General features: G+C 55.4%; 19 protein-coding genes. 6 read left to right on the top strand and 13 right to left on the bottom strand.

Annotated features, from left to right (window positions below; genetic code table 11):
- Positions 1–12 precede the first annotated feature (12 nt).
- The 3 genes from HP566_RS00740 (at position 13) to HP566_RS00730 (ending at position 3,841) form a co-directional block, all read left to right on the top strand.
- On the top strand, positions 13–1,347 hold the full coding sequence (locus HP566_RS00740) for a glucarate dehydratase family protein (RefSeq protein ID WP_249975331.1): 1,335 nt from the start codon (positions 13–15) through the stop codon (positions 1,345–1,347).
- 48 nt (positions 1,348–1,395) lie between these two features.
- Positions 1,396–2,133 carry a FadR/GntR family transcriptional regulator gene (locus tag HP566_RS00735; protein ID WP_249975330.1) on the top strand — a complete coding sequence of 246 codons (738 nt, stop codon included), beginning with the start codon at positions 1,396–1,398 and terminating at the stop codon, positions 2,131–2,133.
- A 130-nt stretch (positions 2,134–2,263) separates the two neighbouring features.
- On the top strand, positions 2,264–3,841 hold the full coding sequence (locus HP566_RS00730; protein WP_249975329.1) for an aldehyde dehydrogenase (NADP(+)): 1,578 nt from the start codon (positions 2,264–2,266) through the stop codon (positions 3,839–3,841).
- 73 nt (positions 3,842–3,914) lie between these two features.
- Here HP566_RS00730 and HP566_RS00725 read toward each other — a convergent pair whose 3' ends face one another.
- From HP566_RS00725 to ugpB, 8 genes are all read right to left on the bottom strand, one after another.
- Positions 3,915–4,283, bottom strand: coding sequence for a DUF1428 domain-containing protein (locus HP566_RS00725; protein ID WP_249975328.1), 369 nt, complete (start codon positions 4,281–4,283; stop codon positions 3,915–3,917).
- The gene (locus HP566_RS00720) at positions 4,280–4,657 is read right to left on the bottom strand and encodes a YciI family protein (protein WP_249975327.1); all 378 of its coding nucleotides are present in this window, start codon (positions 4,655–4,657) and stop codon (positions 4,280–4,282) included. Before HP566_RS00720 ends, HP566_RS00725 begins: the two co-directional genes overlap by 4 nt.
- Complete coding sequence (locus HP566_RS00715; protein ID WP_249975326.1) at positions 4,654–5,499, bottom strand: YciI family protein; 846 nt, start codon at positions 5,497–5,499, stop codon at positions 4,654–4,656. The genes HP566_RS00720 and HP566_RS00715 overlap by 4 nt, the downstream gene beginning before the upstream one ends.
- A 76-nt stretch (positions 5,500–5,575) precedes the next feature.
- Positions 5,576–6,805, bottom strand: a complete 1,230-nt coding sequence (locus tag HP566_RS00710) for an RNA polymerase sigma factor (protein ID WP_249975325.1) — start codon at positions 6,803–6,805, stop codon at positions 5,576–5,578.
- A gap of 114 nt (positions 6,806–6,919) precedes the next feature.
- Positions 6,920–7,975, bottom strand: a complete 1,056-nt coding sequence (locus tag HP566_RS00705) for a sn-glycerol-3-phosphate import ATP-binding protein UgpC (RefSeq protein ID WP_249975324.1) — start codon at positions 7,973–7,975, stop codon at positions 6,920–6,922.
- Between the two features lies 1 nt (position 7,976).
- On the bottom strand, positions 7,977–8,819 hold the full coding sequence (gene ugpE / locus HP566_RS00700; RefSeq protein WP_249975323.1) for a sn-glycerol-3-phosphate ABC transporter permease UgpE: 843 nt from the start codon (positions 8,817–8,819) through the stop codon (positions 7,977–7,979).
- A 36-nt stretch (positions 8,820–8,855) separates the two neighbouring features.
- On the bottom strand, positions 8,856–9,740 hold the full coding sequence (gene ugpA / locus HP566_RS00695; protein ID WP_249975322.1) for a sn-glycerol-3-phosphate ABC transporter permease UgpA: 885 nt from the start codon (positions 9,738–9,740) through the stop codon (positions 8,856–8,858).
- Between the two features lie 100 nt (positions 9,741–9,840).
- Complete coding sequence (gene ugpB, locus HP566_RS00690; RefSeq protein ID WP_249975321.1) at positions 9,841–11,166, bottom strand: sn-glycerol-3-phosphate ABC transporter substrate-binding protein UgpB; 1,326 nt, start codon at positions 11,164–11,166, stop codon at positions 9,841–9,843.
- A 189-nt stretch (positions 11,167–11,355) separates the two neighbouring features.
- Here ugpB and argE point away from each other — a divergent pair, with 189 nt between their 5' ends.
- Entirely contained in the window at positions 11,356–12,525 is a 1,170-nt protein-coding gene (gene argE / locus HP566_RS00685) for an acetylornithine deacetylase (RefSeq protein ID WP_249975320.1), read from the top strand.
- A gap of 64 nt (positions 12,526–12,589) precedes the next feature.
- On the opposite strand, the gene HP566_RS00680 is transcribed toward argE, so the two are convergent.
- Positions 12,590–12,901 (bottom strand): hypothetical protein, encoded by a 312-nt coding sequence (locus HP566_RS00680; RefSeq protein WP_249975319.1) that lies wholly within the window; start codon positions 12,899–12,901, stop codon positions 12,590–12,592.
- A 156-nt stretch (positions 12,902–13,057) separates the two neighbouring features.
- On the opposite strand from HP566_RS00680, the gene HP566_RS00675 reads away from it, so the two are divergent.
- The gene (locus tag HP566_RS00675) at positions 13,058–13,519 is read left to right on the top strand and encodes a YchJ family protein (protein ID WP_249975318.1); all 462 of its coding nucleotides are present in this window, start codon (positions 13,058–13,060) and stop codon (positions 13,517–13,519) included.
- A gap of 40 nt (positions 13,520–13,559) precedes the next feature.
- A complete protein-coding gene (locus tag HP566_RS00670; protein WP_425348160.1) occupies positions 13,560–13,838 on the top strand; it encodes a GIY-YIG nuclease family protein in 279 nt (92 codons plus the stop codon).
- A gap of 20 nt (positions 13,839–13,858) precedes the next feature.
- On the opposite strand, the gene HP566_RS00665 is transcribed toward HP566_RS00670, so the two are convergent.
- The 4 genes from HP566_RS00665 to HP566_RS00650 form a co-directional block, all read right to left on the bottom strand.
- Positions 13,859–14,614, bottom strand: coding sequence for an amino acid ABC transporter ATP-binding protein (locus HP566_RS00665; protein WP_249975353.1), 756 nt, complete (start codon positions 14,612–14,614; stop codon positions 13,859–13,861).
- 106 nt (positions 14,615–14,720) lie between these two features.
- Positions 14,721–15,374: an amino acid ABC transporter permease gene (locus tag HP566_RS00660; protein ID WP_249975317.1), complete on the bottom strand. Its 654-nt coding sequence runs from the start codon at positions 15,372–15,374 to the stop codon at positions 14,721–14,723.
- Between the two features lie 53 nt (positions 15,375–15,427).
- On the bottom strand, positions 15,428–16,084 hold the full coding sequence (locus HP566_RS00655; protein ID WP_249975316.1) for an amino acid ABC transporter permease: 657 nt from the start codon (positions 16,082–16,084) through the stop codon (positions 15,428–15,430).
- A 155-nt stretch (positions 16,085–16,239) separates the two neighbouring features.
- Complete coding sequence (locus HP566_RS00650; protein ID WP_249975315.1) at positions 16,240–17,043, bottom strand: transporter substrate-binding domain-containing protein; 804 nt, start codon at positions 17,041–17,043, stop codon at positions 16,240–16,242.
- Positions 17,044–17,131: the final 88 nt, after the last annotated feature.

Here is a 17,131-nt window from a genome sequence, read left to right as displayed (position 1 = left end):
TAAGGAGGCTATATGCAAGCCAGTATCAAGAGAATGCAGGTCGTACCTGTCGCGGGTCAGGACAGTTTGCTACTCAACCTCAGCGGTGGTCACAGCCACTGCTTCACCCGCAATGTGGTGGTGATTGAAGATAGTCAGGGACGTATCGGACTGGGTGAAGTGCCGGGTGGGCAGCGCATCCTCGATACCCTAACGGCCTGCATTGAGCTGGTGGAAGGGCAGTCGGTGAGCCACTACCAGCGTATTCTGCGCACCATCCGCCAGCGTTACGCAAGCCTGGGCAGCAACGAGGAGCGAGGGCTGCAAACCTATGACCTGCGCACTCTGGTGCATGTGGTGACAGCCGTAGAAGCGGCACTGCTCGACCTGCATGGGCAGGTGCTGGGGCTGCCGGTGGCCGAGCTGTTGGGGCAGGTCGGCCAGCAGCGTGATCGTGTGGAGGCACTGGGGTATCTGTTTTTCATCGGGGACAGTCGCAAAACCGGACAGCCCTACCGCAGAGCTGATCGGCAGGCGTGTGAGCACGAGTGGGACTACCTGCGTGACCGCGAAGCTCTGTGCCCGGAAAGCGTGGCAGCCCTAGCCCGTGCGGCTCACGCCAAGTACGGTTTTCGCGACTTCAAGTTAAAGGGGGGTGTGCTGAGCGGTGAGCAGGAAGCACAGTGCATCCAGGCTATTCATAACGCTTTCCCTGAGGCTCGGGTGACACTTGATCCCAATGGCGCCTGGTCACTGGAGCAGGCCATAGAGAATCTGGCGCCTATTCGCTCAATCCTGGCCTACGCTGAGGACCCCTGTGGCGCTGAACGTGGCTACTCGGGACGCGAGGTGATGGCTGAATTCCGGCGCCGAAGCGGTATTCCCACTGCCACCAACATGGTCGCTACGGACTTTCGTCAGTTGCACCATGCCATCGTCCAGCAAAGTGTCGATATTCCCCTCGCGGATTGTCATTTCTGGACGATGCAGGGTGCCGTTGCCGTCGGTGAAATGTGCCATCACATGGGGATGACCTGGGGGTCGCACTCAAATAACCACTTCGATATCTCGCTGGCGATGATGACCCATGTCGCGGCGGCATGCCCCGGTAACATCACGGCGATTGATACCCATTGGATTTGGCAGGATGGGGATTCGCTAACGCGCAATCCTCTGCGCATTGAAGATGGTCACCTGACTGTGCCGGATCGGGGTGGGTTAGGGATCGAGCTTGATCAAGACCGACTGGATGCAGCTCACCAACGCTATCTGGAGCTGGGTAAGGCGGATCGCGATGATGCGGCGGTCATGCAACAGCTGATACCTGATTGGCGCTTCGACCCTAAACGCCCTGCACTCGTGCGCTGACGGGTGGCGATGCTCTATGATGAGGGCTTGTAACAAGGAGAATGATATATGACAACTGCCCATCGCCATGAGATAGCCTCTCGCAAGAAGGAGAGCTTGTCCTCTCTCGTCTCCAACGCTCTGGAGGAGATGATTCGCACGGAGCAGCTCAAGGTCGGTGACAAACTGCCGACCGAGAGTGAGCTTGGTCGTATGTTCGATGTCAGTCGAACGGTGGTCAGGGAGGCCGTATCGCACCTCAAGTCGCTGGGCGTGGTTGAGTCGCGCCGGGGAGTCGGCGCTTTCATCCGGCGCGCGCATGCCAGCTCCTCCTTCCTTGCACAGGGGGTGAGTTCGGGAACGGTTAGGGAGATTCTTGACCTGCTGGAGTTCCGCCTGCCTATCGAAGTGGAGGCGGCAGGCTTGGCTGCCAAACGGCGCACAGAGGAGGACTTGGCTCGTCTGGCGGAAAACATAGAGCGTTTCTCTAACAATCCCGGTAACGACTTGGCCAAACAGGAGGATTTCGAATTTCACTACCTGATTGGCCAGGCAAGTAAGAACCCGGTCTATGCCAACTTCTACGATTCACTGGGAGATGCCCTGGTACCACGTACCCGGGTCGCAGATCGGGTGATTCCATCCCGAATCAAGGGTTATCTGGATCGAGTGCTGGAAGAGCACCGTCAGATCTACTCCTGCATCTCGGCTGGGGACCCTGAGGGAGCCAGGCAGGCTATGCGCCTGCACCTGTCCTGCTCTTACGAATTCTATTTATCGAGACTGGAACAAGACCCGGGGGCGTGATATCGCACCTTGCCGGCAGCTCTCTTTTGTTGTTGGCATGCACAGAAAAGCACGGTATGTCCCCGGCGCTCTCAGCCTCGTCGCGTCGCCTGACAGGCGACCCATCACCTACAACGTGAAGGAGCAAACGATGTTCATTCAAGGCAACATGCTGATTGGTCAGCAAAGTGTTAAAGGCAACGGGCGGCTTATCCACGCAGTCAATCCCGCTACTGGTGAGCGCCTGGAACCCGGCTATGGAGCAGGTGACGCGTCTGACGTTGATCGCGCCTGCCAGCTTGCCTGGGAAGCGTTTCACATCTATCGCCGGCGCCCGCAAAGGGAGCGCGCAGCATTTCTACGTGCTGTCGCCAGCGAGATAGAGGGGCTGGGGGATGCACTGATTGAGCGTGCCATGCAGGAGTCTGGCCTGCCTCGTGGACGCCTGGAAGGGGAGCGTGGACGTACCTGCGGGCAGTTGCGGCTATTTGCCGATGTGGTTAAGGCTGGCGAGTGGCTGGATGTGCGTGTCGATCCGGCGCTGCCCGAACGCACTCCGTTACCACGTAGCGATCTGCGCCAGCGCCATATCGGCGTGGGGCCAGTGGCGGTATTTGGTGCTAGCAACTTCCCTTTGGCATTCTCAGTGGCCGGTGGCGATACCGCCTCGGCTCTGGCCGCGGGTTGCCCGGTTGTGGTGAAGGCGCACTCCGCTCACCCATGCACCTCTGAGTTGGTTGGCTTCGCGGTTCAGAAAGCGGTACAGGCATGTGGGCTTCCTGAGGGCGTCTTCTCGTTACTGTTCGGCTCCGGGCGTGATCTGGGGCAAGCGCTAGTGGCACACCCACGTATTCAGGCGGTCGGTTTTACCGGCTCACGTGCGGGGGGGCTGGCGCTTATGAAAGCCGCCCAGGCTCGGCCTCAGCCGATTCCTGTGTATGCGGAGATGAGTAGTCTCAACCCGGTATTTCTATTGCCCCAGGCGCTGGCCGATTCGGCGGAAGCATTGGCGGATGGGTTTGTGGGCTCACTGACCATGGGGGCGGGGCAGTTCTGTACCAATCCCGGCCTTGTGGTAGCACTGGCGGGTCCCGACCTTGAACGTTTTATGGCCCAGGCTGGCAAGATGTTGTCGGGTAGCGCTGCGCAGACGATGCTTACGCCGGGCATCCACGATGCTTATCAGCAAGGAGTGCAGCAGTGGACATCCACGTCGGCTCGGGAAGTGGCGCGTGGCGAAATGGGGCCTGAGAGTGACAATGCGTGTCAAGCGGCCTTATTTGCCACAACAGCCAGTGAATTCCTAACCGATGAGTCGCTTCATGAAGAGGTGTTTGGTTCCGCCTCTCTGGTGGTGGAGTGCCAGGATGAAGCAGAGCTGCTGGATATTATCGACCATCTGGAAGGTCAACTAACCGCTACCCTACACATGGCTGATAGCGACGCCGCTTTAGCGGGCAAGTTGATGGCGCCTCTTGAGTTGAAGGCAGGTCGCATTCTAGCCAATGGTTGGCCCACCGGCGTTGAGGTTTGCCATGCCATGGTTCATGGAGGGCCCTTCCCAGCAACATCAGATACCCGCTCTACCTCGGTGGGTAGCGGTGCCATTCACCGTTTTTTGCGCCCGGTCTGTTACCAGAACTTGGCCGATGCGCTGTTGCCCGACGAACTTAAGCAGGATAATCCTTTAGGGGTGCCGCGGTTAGTGGATGGTAAGCGAGAGGTATAAGCACATCTATTAAGCCGTAATGACAGACAGGGCCACGCGTCTTCATTGGCCGTGGCCCTGTTGAATGTGGCGCTCACTGATCAATAAGAGTGTTAAAACCACCGAAGATGAGGCGCTTGCCATCAAAAGGCATGGGGTTAACGTCCATCTGCAAGCGTGGGTCCTGCATCACCTTTGGCATCGCTTCATCACGCACGGCGCGGGATGGCCACTCGATCCAGGAAAAGAGCACTGTCTCGTCATGCCGACACTTAACCGCCATGGGAAAAGAGGTGACTTCCCCGTCGGGCACATCGTCTCCCCAGCACTCCACCACTCGCAGCGCACCATGCTCTTTGAACACCACTGCGGCGGTTTGGGCGTGCTCGATAAACTGAGGCTTATTGGCGCTGGGGACGGCGGCGACAAAGCCATCCACATAGGGTTGGGTAGCGTTGTTCATGATGTTTCTCCTGTTGTTTGTTTGGGCGGTAGCTCACGAATAGGGCGTACTTCGATACTGCCGAGCCGCGCCGGAGGAATACGACTGGCTAATTGCAGTGCTTCATTCAGGTCATGCGCTTCCAGCAGGTAAAACCCCGCCAACTGCTCTTTGGTTTCGGCAAAGGGGCCATCGGAGATTAGTGTCTCCCCATCACGTACCCGCACGGTGGTGGCTGTTTCTATCGGTTGTAGCGCCTGCCCTGCCACGTAGTGTCCCTGGGCGGTTAAGCGTTCCACGCCCGCAATGCACTCCTGATTGAGGTCGTGCCACTCCTGGTCGCTCATTGCATGGATAAGTTGTTCCTGGTAGTAGACCAGTGCCGCGTACTTCATGGTGCCTCCTTTTGAGTCGCTAACGAACAATCGTTTGACGCAACGTTGATCATCCACTGTACGCCAAAGCGGTCGGCTGCCATGCCAAACCCTGCTGACCAGAAGGTACGCTCGAAGGGCATGATCACCTCGCCGCCCTCTGCGAGCTGTGTGAAGGTGCTGGACGCCTGCTTGAGGTCTTGGTATTCCAGTTGAACCTGCACCCCCTGGGGAGGTGCGTACTGTTCCGGCGCCATATCGGCGCCCATGATGCGACGTCCCCGTAGGTTCAGCGAGGCGTGGATGATCCGGTCATGAAGAGCAGCTGGCATGTGTTCGGCCGCTGGCGTTTCAGCATAGGTAAGTAGGCTCTCCAACACCCCGCCTGTGACGTCGGCGTAGAATTGCATGGCTTCTCGGCAGGTGCCGGGAAAAGCGACATGAACCCCCACCGCATCGGGGAGCCGGGCGTGAGCGAGGTGCTTATCCAGCCCAGTGCCGGGTTCAAAATCATCCAGCGTGAAGTAGCGCCTTAACTCAAGGGTCACGTTGCCGTCGGCATCCAGAGTCGGCCACTGCTGTGCCCAGGCGATGGCAGCTTCCAGAGAAGGCACCTCCAGAATGCTGTAGCCCGCGATACGCTCGCTGGCGGGCGTGAGAGGGCCGGGAATAATGGTCGGACTGCCATTCTCAAAACGGATCAAACATCCGTCGCTGGTTGGACGTAAACCGTTGCCGCTTTCGAATACGCCTGCCTGCATCATGCTCTCGTTGTAGGCTGCCATGGCCGCCAGTATCTCCTGGGATGGAAGAGTGCCATTTTCAGTGCTGGCATCAGCGCGCCTTATCAACATGAATTTCATAGAGAGCCTCCTTAATGGATGGGTGCTCTATTTAGTCGTTTGGCGATGCACAAAATCGACAGTCCATGCAATTTTTTTATTGTGCTCCCTCCAGTCCGGCGAGTTGTTTGAGCAAAAAACGTTTCTCTGGGGCTTGATTCACCAGCGCTAGCGCCTGTTGATAGGCAAGCCGGGCATCCTCATGCCTGCCTTGTCGGCGTAGCAGGTCGGCCTGTGCCGCATGAAATAGATAATAGCGGTTCATTTGCGGATGCTGCTCAAGCTCGCTGAGTAGCTGAAGGCCAGCGGCGGGAGACTCTTTCATTGCAATCGCCACTGCACGGTTCAGGGCAAGTACGGGGGAGGGGTGGCGCAGGCAGAGGGCATCGTAGAGCCTAACGATGCGCCTCCAGTCAGTCTGCCCTGGGTGACTGGCTTGTGAGTGCACGGCGGCAATTGATGCCTGTAGCGTGTAGTAGCCGGTGGGAGTCATCGCCAGTGCCTGCTCCAGCCATGCAATACCGCTGCGGATATCCGCCTGGTGCCATAGCCCTCTATCCTGATGCTCTAAGGTCACCAGCTCCCCAGTGCTGTCCTGGCGAGCGTCCCGGCGGGCATCGCTCAGCCGCATCAGTGCCAACAAGCCAAACACCTCTCCCTCGGGCAGCAGGCTGGCAAGCTCCTCCCCTAGCCGCATGGCCTCTTGGGTCAGACTAATATCCACTACCTGTGATCCTGTACTGCGGGAGTACCCTTCGTTAAACACAAGGTAGATCACCTGGAGCACTGCGGGCAGGCGGGCGGGCAGTTCATCCTGGGAGGGCACTTCGTAGGGAATATTGGCATGGCGGATTTTGCGTTTGGCACGGACGATGCGCTGTGCCACGGTCGCCGCTTTCATCAGCAAAGCACTGGCAACTTGCTCGGTGGTCAGGCCACACATCTCACGCAGGGTAAGGGCAACCCGCGCTTCCATACTCAGGCTGGGGTGGCAGCAGGTAAATAGAAGCCGTAAGGCATCATCCTGGATAGTGTCCGGTTCCAGATCCGGTATCTCATCGGCAGGTAGCAGCAAATGTGCACGGCGCTGTGCGGTGCTGCGTTGCCGAATCTGGGTCACCCCGCAGTGGTAGCCGGTACGAATCAGCCACGCCCGTGGGTTGTCAGGCATACCGTCCACAGGCCATTGCTGAACCGCCGCCGCAAACGCATCCTGCACAGCCTCTTCAGCCAGTTCAAAATCCCCCAACAGGCGGATCAGCGTCGCTTGAACGCGCCTGGCGTGAGTGCGGTAAAGAGTGTCAAGTAAAGGAGGGTGAGGTCTCATGCTAGAGGGCTCATAGGTACCCTGAACAAGGGTATGAAAGCAGCCAAGATGCAATGGCACCCTCTCAAACGTAGCCCATGATGCCCCCATTGACTATGTTCGTGGCCGACAGGGTTAATCCCCCGTGCGTTTGCCCGTGGTGCTGTTGAAAGGATGCAGGGCGTTGTGGGTCACATAGAACCGCAAGGTTTCACCCTCAGCGACCGGTGGCTGGCCTGAAACGCGAATCACCGTGGGTTGATCGCTGTCGGCGAGGTGCACGTAAAGGTGGCTTTCGGCCCCTGCGGCTTCAAATAGCTCAAGTGTTGATTCCACAATGAGGTGCGGGCCTTCCGGCGGAGCCAAGTGCAGATCATCCGGGCGGATACCAACAATATCGGTACCTGCTGGCAGGTTATCCAGCAGTCCGTTAGCTCCTCGCGCGTGTAGGTACTCGACTGGCACCATGTTCATGGCGGGTGAGCCGATAAACCCAGCGACGAACATGGTGGCGGGGCGGGCGTAGATCTCCATAGGGGTACCGACTTGTTCGATTTGTCCGGCATTCAGCACCACTAAACGATCGCCTAAGGTCATGGCCTCCAACTGGTCGTGGGTTACATACAGGCTGGTGGTTTTCAGGCGTCGCTGGAGCTGCTTGATCTGCACACGCATCTGCACACGTAGTTTTGCGTCCAGGTTGGAAAGCGGCTCATCAAATAAGAACGCTGCCGGTTCGCGCACCAGGGCACGGCCCATGGCTACCCGCTGGCGCTGGCCGCCAGAGAGCTTGCGTGGTTTACGCTCCAGAAAATCCTCGATCTCCAACATTTTGGCGGCAATACGCACGCGCTTTTCAATTTCGTCTTTTTTAAAGCCTCTGTTTTTCAGTCCGTAGGCGAGGTTGTTGTACACCGTCATATGCGGATAGAGCGCGTAGTTCTGGAACACCATGGCGATATCGCGCTCGGCAGGTTCAAGCGTATTCACCACCCGATCGCCAATGTTGAGCGTGCCTTCAGTGATGGTTTCCAGCCCGGCCACCATGCGTAGCAAGGTGGATTTACCGCAGCCTGATGGGCCTACCAGCACTACAAATTCGCCGTCGGCAATATGCAGGTCAATGCCTTTGACTGCATCCACGTTGCCCGCGTAGGTTTTCTTCAGCCCTTCCAGGGTAATGCTGGCCATCTTATTTCTCCGTCTCGGTCAGGCCTTTCACAAACAGGCGTTGCATAAACAGAATCACTAACACCGGTGGTAGTGCCGCCATGACCACCGCTGCCATCACCAGGTGCCATTGGGGGTTCTCGTCAGAGGTCATGCGTTGGATGCCCATCACAATGGTGGTGTAGTCGGGGTTGGTGGTGATCAACAGTGGCCACAGGTATTGGTTCCAGCCGTAAATAAACATGATCACAAACAGCGCGGCGATGTTGGTCACCGAGAGCGGCAGCAGAATGTCCTTGAAAAATTTCATCGGCCCTGCGCCGTCAACACGTGCTGCTTCCAGCATCTCTTCGGGAATGGTCATAAAGAACTGGCGGAATAAAAATGTTGCGGTGGCCGAGGCAATCAGTGGAATGGATAGCCCGGCAAAGCTATTGAGCATTTTGAGATCGGCCACCACCTGAAAGGTGGGAATAATGCGTACTTCCACCGGTAGCATCAGGGTGACGAAGATCAGCCAGAAAAAGAACATCTGAAAACGGAAGCGGAAGTAGACAATCGCAAAGGCAGAAAGCAGCGAAATAGATAGTTTTCCCACCGTGATCGCCATGGCCATCACAAAGCTGTTCCAGAGCATTTGGGCAGCAGAGGGTGTGCCAGCACTGGAGACGCCCGATTGCCACATACGGGTATAGTTTTCGATACCATGTGCGCCCGGCAGCAGCGGAATAGTGCCACGCATCAGTTCACCCGGCGCTTGGGTGGAGGCCACTAGGGCGATGTAAACCGGAAAAATCACCAGCGCTACGCCAATAATCAACACGGTGTGGGCGAAAAAATTGGCCCATGGGCGGTTCTCAACCATCACAATACTCCAACAAAGGCTGATTAAAAGGACGCATTAATAGTTGACTCGGCGCTCAATAAAGCGGAATTGAACCACTGTGAGGCCCACCACAATGGCCATCAAAATCACTGACTGAGCCGCAGAAGAGCCCAGGTTGAGGCCCACGAAACCATCGGCATACACCTTGTAGACCAGGATGTTCGTGGACTGCGCCGGGCCACCCTGGGTGGTGGCGTGGATAATGCCGAAGGTGTCGAACATGGCGTACACCACATTGACCACCATCAAAAAGAACGTGGTAGGTGAGAGTAGTGGGAAAATAATCGTCCAGAAGCGCTTAATGGGGCTGGCACCATCGATGGAGGCGGCTTCAATCAGCGATTGTGGGATGGACTGTAGCCCCGCCAGAAAAAACAAAAAGTTGTATGAAATCTGCTTCCAGGCGGCAGCAAAGATAACCAATAGCATGGCGTCGCTGCCCGAGGTACGGTGGTTCCAGCGGTAGCCCACCATTTCAAGCATATAAGGCACAATGCCGATGGAAGGATTGAAGATAAACCACCACAATACGCCTGCGATGGCGGGTGCAATGGCGTAGGGCCACACGAGTAACGTGGTGTAAGTTGTGCGTGAGCGCACCATGCGGTTCACGGTGCTTGCCAGCAGCAGGGAGATGGTCATTGACAATAGCGTGGTGCCTACGGCGAACACCACGGTCACCGACAGCGAGTTTAAATAACTGCCGTCGCGAAATAAGCGGGCAAAATTCTCCAGACCCACAAAGGTCGAGCGTAGCCCAAAGGCATCTTCACGCAGTAGCGACTGATATAGCGCCTGGCCCGCTGGCCAGATAAAAAAGATCAGAGTGACCAATACCTGAGGCGCCAGCAGCGCGAAGGGCCACCAGCGACCGGGAAACGTCATGCGTTTAGTTTGCATGGAAAGCTCTTCTGGGTATGAATGACGCACCACTCACGTCAGTATCAATAAACGATATCGCCGCCTTTCCAGTGGGAAAGGCGGCGAAGTGAGTGCTTATTTACTGATTGGCGGATTCGAAATCACGTAGCAGATCATTGCCGCGTTGAACCGCGTCATCGGCTGCCTGCTGGCCTGATTTCCTGCCGGTCATCACGGCTTCCATCTCTTCAGAGATGATGTCGCGAATCTGTACAAAATTACCAAAGCGCAAACCTTTCGAATTTTCGGTGGGCTCGTTAAGGGTCATCTGCTTCAGCGAAATATCCGCACCAGGGTTCTCTTCGTAATAGCCCTGCTCTTCACTTAGATCCCAAGCGGCTTGCGTGATCGGTAAATAACCCGTTTGCTGATGCCAATCGGCCTGGACCTCAGGCTGTGAGAGGTACTCAAAGAAAGCCGCAACGGCTTCATACTCGTCATCGCTGTGGCCTTGCAGTGCCCATAGCGTGGCACCGCCGATAATCGAGTTCTGCGGGGCACCGCTTGCATCGGAATAGTAGGGCTGCATGCCAAAGCCGACTTCAAAGGCTGTGTTGGCGGCCACATCGGCCCGCGAAGCCGAAGAGCCAAAGAAAATCGCGCAGTTTTGAGAGTAGAACATCGGCTCAGCGTCAGCACCGGTGCCTGGGCCGCCCCAACGGTAGACGTTCTCTTCTTGCCAATCGTGCAGGTTATCCCAGTGGCGGGCGACCAGCTCATTGTTGAAGTTGAGCTCGGTCTCCATCCCACCAAAGCCATTCTCCAGCGTGCCAAGCGGCGAGTTATGCATGGCAGAGAAGTTTTCCAGCATCACCCAGCTAGGCCAAGAGGAGGTGAAACCACAGCTAGCGGCACCAGACTCAACGATTTGGCGCGAAAAGTCTGCTAACTCTTCCCAGGTTTCGGGAGGCTGCTCTGGGTCTAGGCCCGCTTCCTCAAACACATCGCGGTTGTAGTACATAATCGGCGTAGAGGAGTTAAACGGAAACGAGAGCATATTACCGTTCGTGTCGGTGTAATAACCCACTACCGCAGGCAGGAACGCTTCGCGGTCGAAGGGGCGACCGTGCTCTTCCATCAATTCATATACCGGATAGATAGCACCTTCGGCATTCATCATGGTGCCGGTACCGACTTCAAATACCTGCAAGATATGCGGCTGCTCGTTGGCACGAAACGCCGCAATCGCACCGGTCATGGTTTCGGTATAGGTGCCGCGATAGCTGGGGTTAACGCGATACTCATCCTGGGAGGTGTTGAAGTCTTCGGTAATGCCTTCAAGGATTTCGCCAAGCTGTCCCCCCATAGCATGCCACCAGGTAATGTCAGTGGTCGCCTGGGCAGAGAGACTGAACGTGGCAGACGCCACGCCGAGGGTAAGCGCGTGCAACGTGAAACGAGACATAGCAGCTCCTTAAGAGTCATGCGCCGTGCGGTTATGTAAGGTGTTAGGTGCACTGAACAGTAGAAAGCGACGATGACGTTCTGATGAACGAAAGATGAACTCGTTGTGACACCGTGGACGCCAGTGCCAATGGGCAAACGCCCGTGGCGGTGCTAGGGTGACCATAAACCTCCAATACGCGGGTACTGCATGTCCGACGCAATCACGTTGCTGGCAAGACTGGTGGCTTTCGATACCACCTCCAGCGCATCCAACCTGGCTTTGATTGAATTTGTGGAAGGCTATTTGGCTGACTTCGGTGTGGCTTCCGAGCGTGTAATGAGCCCTTGTGGCACGAAAGCGAATTTAATTGCCCGGCTGGGCCCAGATGCACCGGGGGGAGTGATGCTTTCAGGTCATACGGATGTGGTGCCGGTGGCAGGCCAGCCCTGGTCCAGCGACCCCTTTACGCTGCGTAATGGCAACGATGGGCGGCTTTATGGCCGTGGCAGCTGTGACATGAAAGGCTTTATTGCCTGTGCGTTGGCCATGGTACCCCGTTGGGTAAAGGCGCCACTTAAGCAGCCTATCTATTTTGGTTTCTCTTACGATGAAGAGATTGGCTGTGTGGGGGCGCCCAGCCTGATCAAACGCTTCTACGAGCATTACTCCACCACCGCACACGTCATTGTCGGCGAGCCGACCAGTATGCAGCCGGTTGTTGCGCAGAAAGGGGCGACCAACCTGCGCACCACAGTGATTGGCCGCGAAGCGCACAGTAGCCAAGTTAACCAGGGCACCTCAGCGATCCATGTGGCGGCGAGGCTAGTCACCTTTATTGAAGACACGATGGCGGCGCTGGTGGAAGAGGGGCGTGTGGATGAAGCCTTTAATGTGCCCCACACCAGTCTGCATGTGGGTAAAATAAAAGGCGGTACGGCGATCAATATTATGGCCCGTGAGTGCCAGTTTGAGTGGGAGATTCGCCACCTGCCAACGGAGACTTTCGAGGAGGTGTATGCACGTTTTGACACCTTTTGCGCGCAGCTAACGGCGCAACTACAGGCTAAAGACAAGTACGTTGAAATTACCACCGAGCCACTGAACGTGACGGTACCTGGCCTGGCCGACCGTGATAATGACCAGGTGCTGCGCTTAGCCAAAGATCATCTACCAGGAGCCTGCTGCAACCATGCGGTTGCTTATGCCACTGAAGCGGGGCAGTTCCAGGGACAGGGCCTGCAAACGATTATTTTAGGGCCGGGCAGTATCGCCCAGGCACACCAGCCGGATGAGTATATCGACATCTCCCAGCTGGAGGAGTGCACGTCTTTCATGCAACGTTTGGGGAGTGCGCTGGAAGCGCCATTTGCAGGCTGATGGTTTTATACCCAACATAAAAAATACCCGCGTGTTAAACGCGGGTATTTTTCTAAATCATCAATCAATGCTGATGGTGCTGTTCGTAAAGCTCTGCCTTCGCATGGCGCATCACATCTTCGCAGGCCTGCTGGTGAGCGAGCTGGGTAAGCAATCGCTGGGTTACTTCAAACCCTTTTCCCAAACAGGTATCAACTTCGTCCCGGCTCACATGAGGAGAGACGTTATAGTCGATTTTTACCGTACGACCACCGCCCTCAAGCCGGTCGGCTATTTCTCTAAGCCGCCACGCGATTCGCTCTTTCCAGTTTGCTGATTCTTCCGCGCCTTCGTTTACACTAAACGTGCACTGCCACTCCGGTTTGTAAACCTTCATAGGAGAACCTCCACTGCGTTTGGAAAGAATGATCGATCGTGTTTTCGTGCTCCGTCTGTCTGATGATGTTGCTCTGCTACTATACCTAACGTTGGGCCAATACCGAAACAAAACATCTACAGTGATCTGTAACATGCATAAGCTGGAGCCACCACTATGACTCATCCAACGCCAAGAAGTTGCCCCTGTGGCAGTGGCGCTGCACTGGCAGCGTGCTGCGAGCCATACCACCAAGGCACCGCAGCCCCTACGCCAGAAACCTTAATGCGCTCAAGGTACACCGCTTTTGCGTTGAATAGTCGTGATTATATTTTGCATACCTGGCATCAATCCACGCGACCAGCGCATTTACCGCCCGAGCCGGATACCCAGTGGAAGGCACTGACTATTGTCGCAGCACCACCGCCTAACGACACCCAAGGCACGGTACATTTTCAAGCCTATTTCCGTGAGCGTGGCGGCTGGCATGTTCTTGAAGAGGTATCGCGGTTTGTATTTGAAGAGCAACGCTGGTGGTACATTGATGGGCAGCCCAGTGTTATTCGCCTTAAACCACGCCGGAATGAGCGCTGCCTGTGTGGAAGCGGGCGAAAATTAAAGGTATGTTGCGGTGAGTAGTGAGTTGTCATCTGCCTCAACGCCCATGAATCAGCCTGCGATGCCCCCTGTTAATACCGGCGCCCAGTGGTATCTCTACTTACTGGAGTGCCAGCGTGGTACCTATACCGGTATTACCAACAATTTGGCCAAGCGTTATCAGGCCCACTGCGTGGGAAAAGGCGCACGTTACACACGGGCAAATCCACCGGTAGCGCTGTTAGGCGCACAGCCGTTCGTAGACCGGGCTGCTGCCAGCCGGGCCGAGTACCAGTTGAAGCAGCGTACCGCTCAGCAAAAGCGTGCTTGGGCTGAAGCTTGGCCAATGGCCTTGGATTGACGGCCTCGACACGGAGCGGTTTATTGTTGAGTGCCTAAGTGCTTGCTTAGGAAGTTGCGTGTTCGCTCTTGTTGCGGGGCGCTGAATAGATGGTCTGGAGAGCCTTCTTCGACCACCACACCGCCATCCATAAACATGGCCCAGTCGGAAACATCACGGGCAAATGACATTTCATGGGTCACGATCAACATGGTCATCTGCTCTTCGGCTAGACTGCGCATGACGCGATTGACCTCCTCTACCAACTCTGGGTCCAGTGCTGAGGTAGCTTCATCGAATAGCATGACCTTAGGTTGCATGGCCAATGCCCGGGCAATTGCAACCCGCTGTTTTTGGCCGCCAGACAGCCGAGAAGGAAAGACGTTGGCTTTCTCTGCCAAGCCCACTCGATCGAGCAATTCCATGCCGAATTGGTAGGCCAGCTTGGCTGCCATGCCCTTTAACTTGCGTGGAGCCAGAGTGACATTATCGATAGTGGATAGATGTGGGAAAAGGTTAAAGTGCTGGAACACCATCCCCATGTTCTGGCGAATATGATTGATATGCCGTTCGAAGGCCAGTCCCTGTAAGTCAGGGCGGTTAACTCGAACGCCGTCCAGCATGATATCTCCATCATTAATGACTTCCAGATGATTGACTGAGCGCAACAGGGTACTTTTACCAGAGCCTGAGGGGCCGATAATCGAGACGATTTTGCCGCGTTCGACAGTTAGGTTGATGCCTTTGAGGACTTCAAGGTCGCCAAAACGCTTGTGCACATTCCGCATTTCGACCATGGGAGTGTTTAAGGACGAGGTGTCAGTCGGGAGTACGGTGGTCATGAGGTATCCAGTCTGTTGTTATTCCACTAAATTTGTTTAGTTAGCTGTTTGATTGGTGACTTCAGCGGCGGTATGCAGTGCGGCGTTCGAACCAGGCCTGTCCCAGCTCCATTAGAATATTGAGCAAGTAATAAATGGCGGCAATGACAATGAAAAACTCGAACGGCCTGAAGGTCACGCTAATGGCATACTGAGAGGCATAAACTAGTTCGGCCACACCAATAGCAGACAGTACCGAAGTGTCTTTGACCATCAAAATCATGTTGTTGCCCAGCTGTGGTACGGATCGAATAAAAGCTTGGGGGACAATGATGTAAGTAATCGTGGGCCAGTGGCCAAAGCCAAGGGAACGTGAGGCTTCGTATTGTCCTTTGGACACCGAAGAGATGGTGGCAGTGAAGATGTCTGCGTTATAGGCCATGTAATGAAAGCCAAGCCCTAGAATGCCGACCACAATGGCAGGGATCAGAATCAAATCACCCAAACCGAAGTAGAGAAAATACAGCTGCAGAAGCAATGGTGTGGTCATGAATAGCCAGATAAAGAGGCGTAGCGGCCAATTAATGACTTTGTTGGTATACAGAGTGATCGCTGCGATCAACAAGCCGCCAATTGTGGAAATGAAAGCAACTGTCACGGCGATAAACAGCATGACGCTAATACCGCTGAGCAGAGTAGGAAAATAGGTAATGACAGAAGTAAAGTCGAACTGCATCGAAGCGCTCCCTTACGATTGGAATCGACCAGCCAAGCGGTGATGGTGGCTGGTTAACGGGTCTGGTAGCGTGTGGCACGTCGATATGCCAATTCCATCATGCCCATCACGGCGTAGACGATGATGATGTACATCAGGGCGCTAAGGGTGAAGATTTCCAGCGGTTTGTAGGTAGAGCCGATTAGGCGCTGTGACTGGTAGGTGAGCTCGACCACAGAGATAATTGACACTAATGATGAGTTCTTGATCAACACAATAGCGAGAACACCGACTGAACGAACCATTAACCCAGCTGCCTGGGGGAGCACGACAAATAGCATCGTACGGGCTTTGCCGAACCCCAGCGAGCGAGCAGCTTCATTTTGGCCACTGTCGACTGATTCGATTGCTCCGCGGATTGCTTCGCTCATATAAGCGCCGATATTGAAAGCACCAACAACGACGCCACAGGTAAAGGGGTCAAGCCGCAATCCAATACTTGGGCCACCATAGAACACTAGCAGCAGTTGGACGAAGTAAGGTGTGCCGCGGATCACACTGATATAGCTGCGCGCCAGCCAGCGTAAGGGGCGGATGCGTGCGGTGCGCAAGAACACTAGCCCGCTAGCGATGAAAAATCCAAAGACGATTGCACGGATTGAGATGTCGACCGTGACCCCGGCAGCCTTGATCAACAGCGGAGTGATCTCGACCATTAGATTGAAATCCATGAACTTACCTTATGGTAGGTTGAGGTAATCAGGCTACGGTTATTGGTATGCAGGTACCAGTGGAGTAGCTATTAAGCACGGCGCTATTGGGCAACATTTTGTTGCCCTGGCTTTCTGACTCCGGGCACGTTAAATACACGCGCCCGGCGGCAGTGTCACTCGATGTTTGCGCCTTCCCCAATCCACTTATCGACAATTGCCTGATAAGTGCCGTCTGCTTTGAGTTCTGATAGCGCTTCGTTGAGAGCGTTATGCAGTTCAGGCCGGTTCTGCTGAATTGCAATAGCAGCAGGCCAGCGAGGCATTTCACCGACATCGACCCTCTTGATACCCCACTCATTCTCTTGCATGGCGACCAGCACAGGAACATCATCGGCGATCATGATATCAATGCGGCCTGCGTTCAGTGCACTCATCATGTCGGGTAGCCCCTGGAAGGTTTGGTTGCGCCACTTGCCCTCACCGTTTTCCACTGCCCACTGATTACCTGTTTCGCCCAGCGTAGAGCCTACTTGTTTGGCGGTGAAGTCGTCGGTGCTGTTGATGTCATCGGTTTCTTCGTGAACCCAGATGGAGAGGCCTGAGCTATAGTAGGAATCGGTAAAGTCAAGCACCTGCTGGCGCTCTTCAGTGATGCTCATGCTGCAAATACAGGCATCGAAACGGCCAGCCACCATGGCGGCGATGATGCCATTCCATGGAGATGACTGGACATTGATCTCAACGCCCAATTTCTCGGCTAGGGCTTCAGCGACGTCGACGTCAAAACCGACTAGGTTTCCTTGAGTATCGACATAGCTAAAAGGAGGGTAAGCGCCAGAGTTCACGACTTGAAAGACATCATTACGAATCTCCTCCAGGTCGCGGGCATGGCTTGAGTCGGCCAGTACGGCTGTCGCCCCGAGCACGGCAACGGCAGTGGTGAAGGTCTTGGTAAAACGTTGTGTATACGTTGGCATGATAAGTTTCCTGTTTGGCATTTTTGTCCTGACGATCCGTGATTATCTGTTATTACATGGCACGGTTGGCGTGGCAGGAGCAGTGTTT

Source organism: Vreelandella olivaria (assembly GCF_023507745.1).
GTDB lineage: Bacteria > Pseudomonadota > Gammaproteobacteria > Pseudomonadales > Halomonadaceae > Vreelandella > Vreelandella olivaria_A.
Note: the sequence above shows the minus strand (reverse complement) of the source record. Positions and strands in the feature narration are given on the sequence as shown.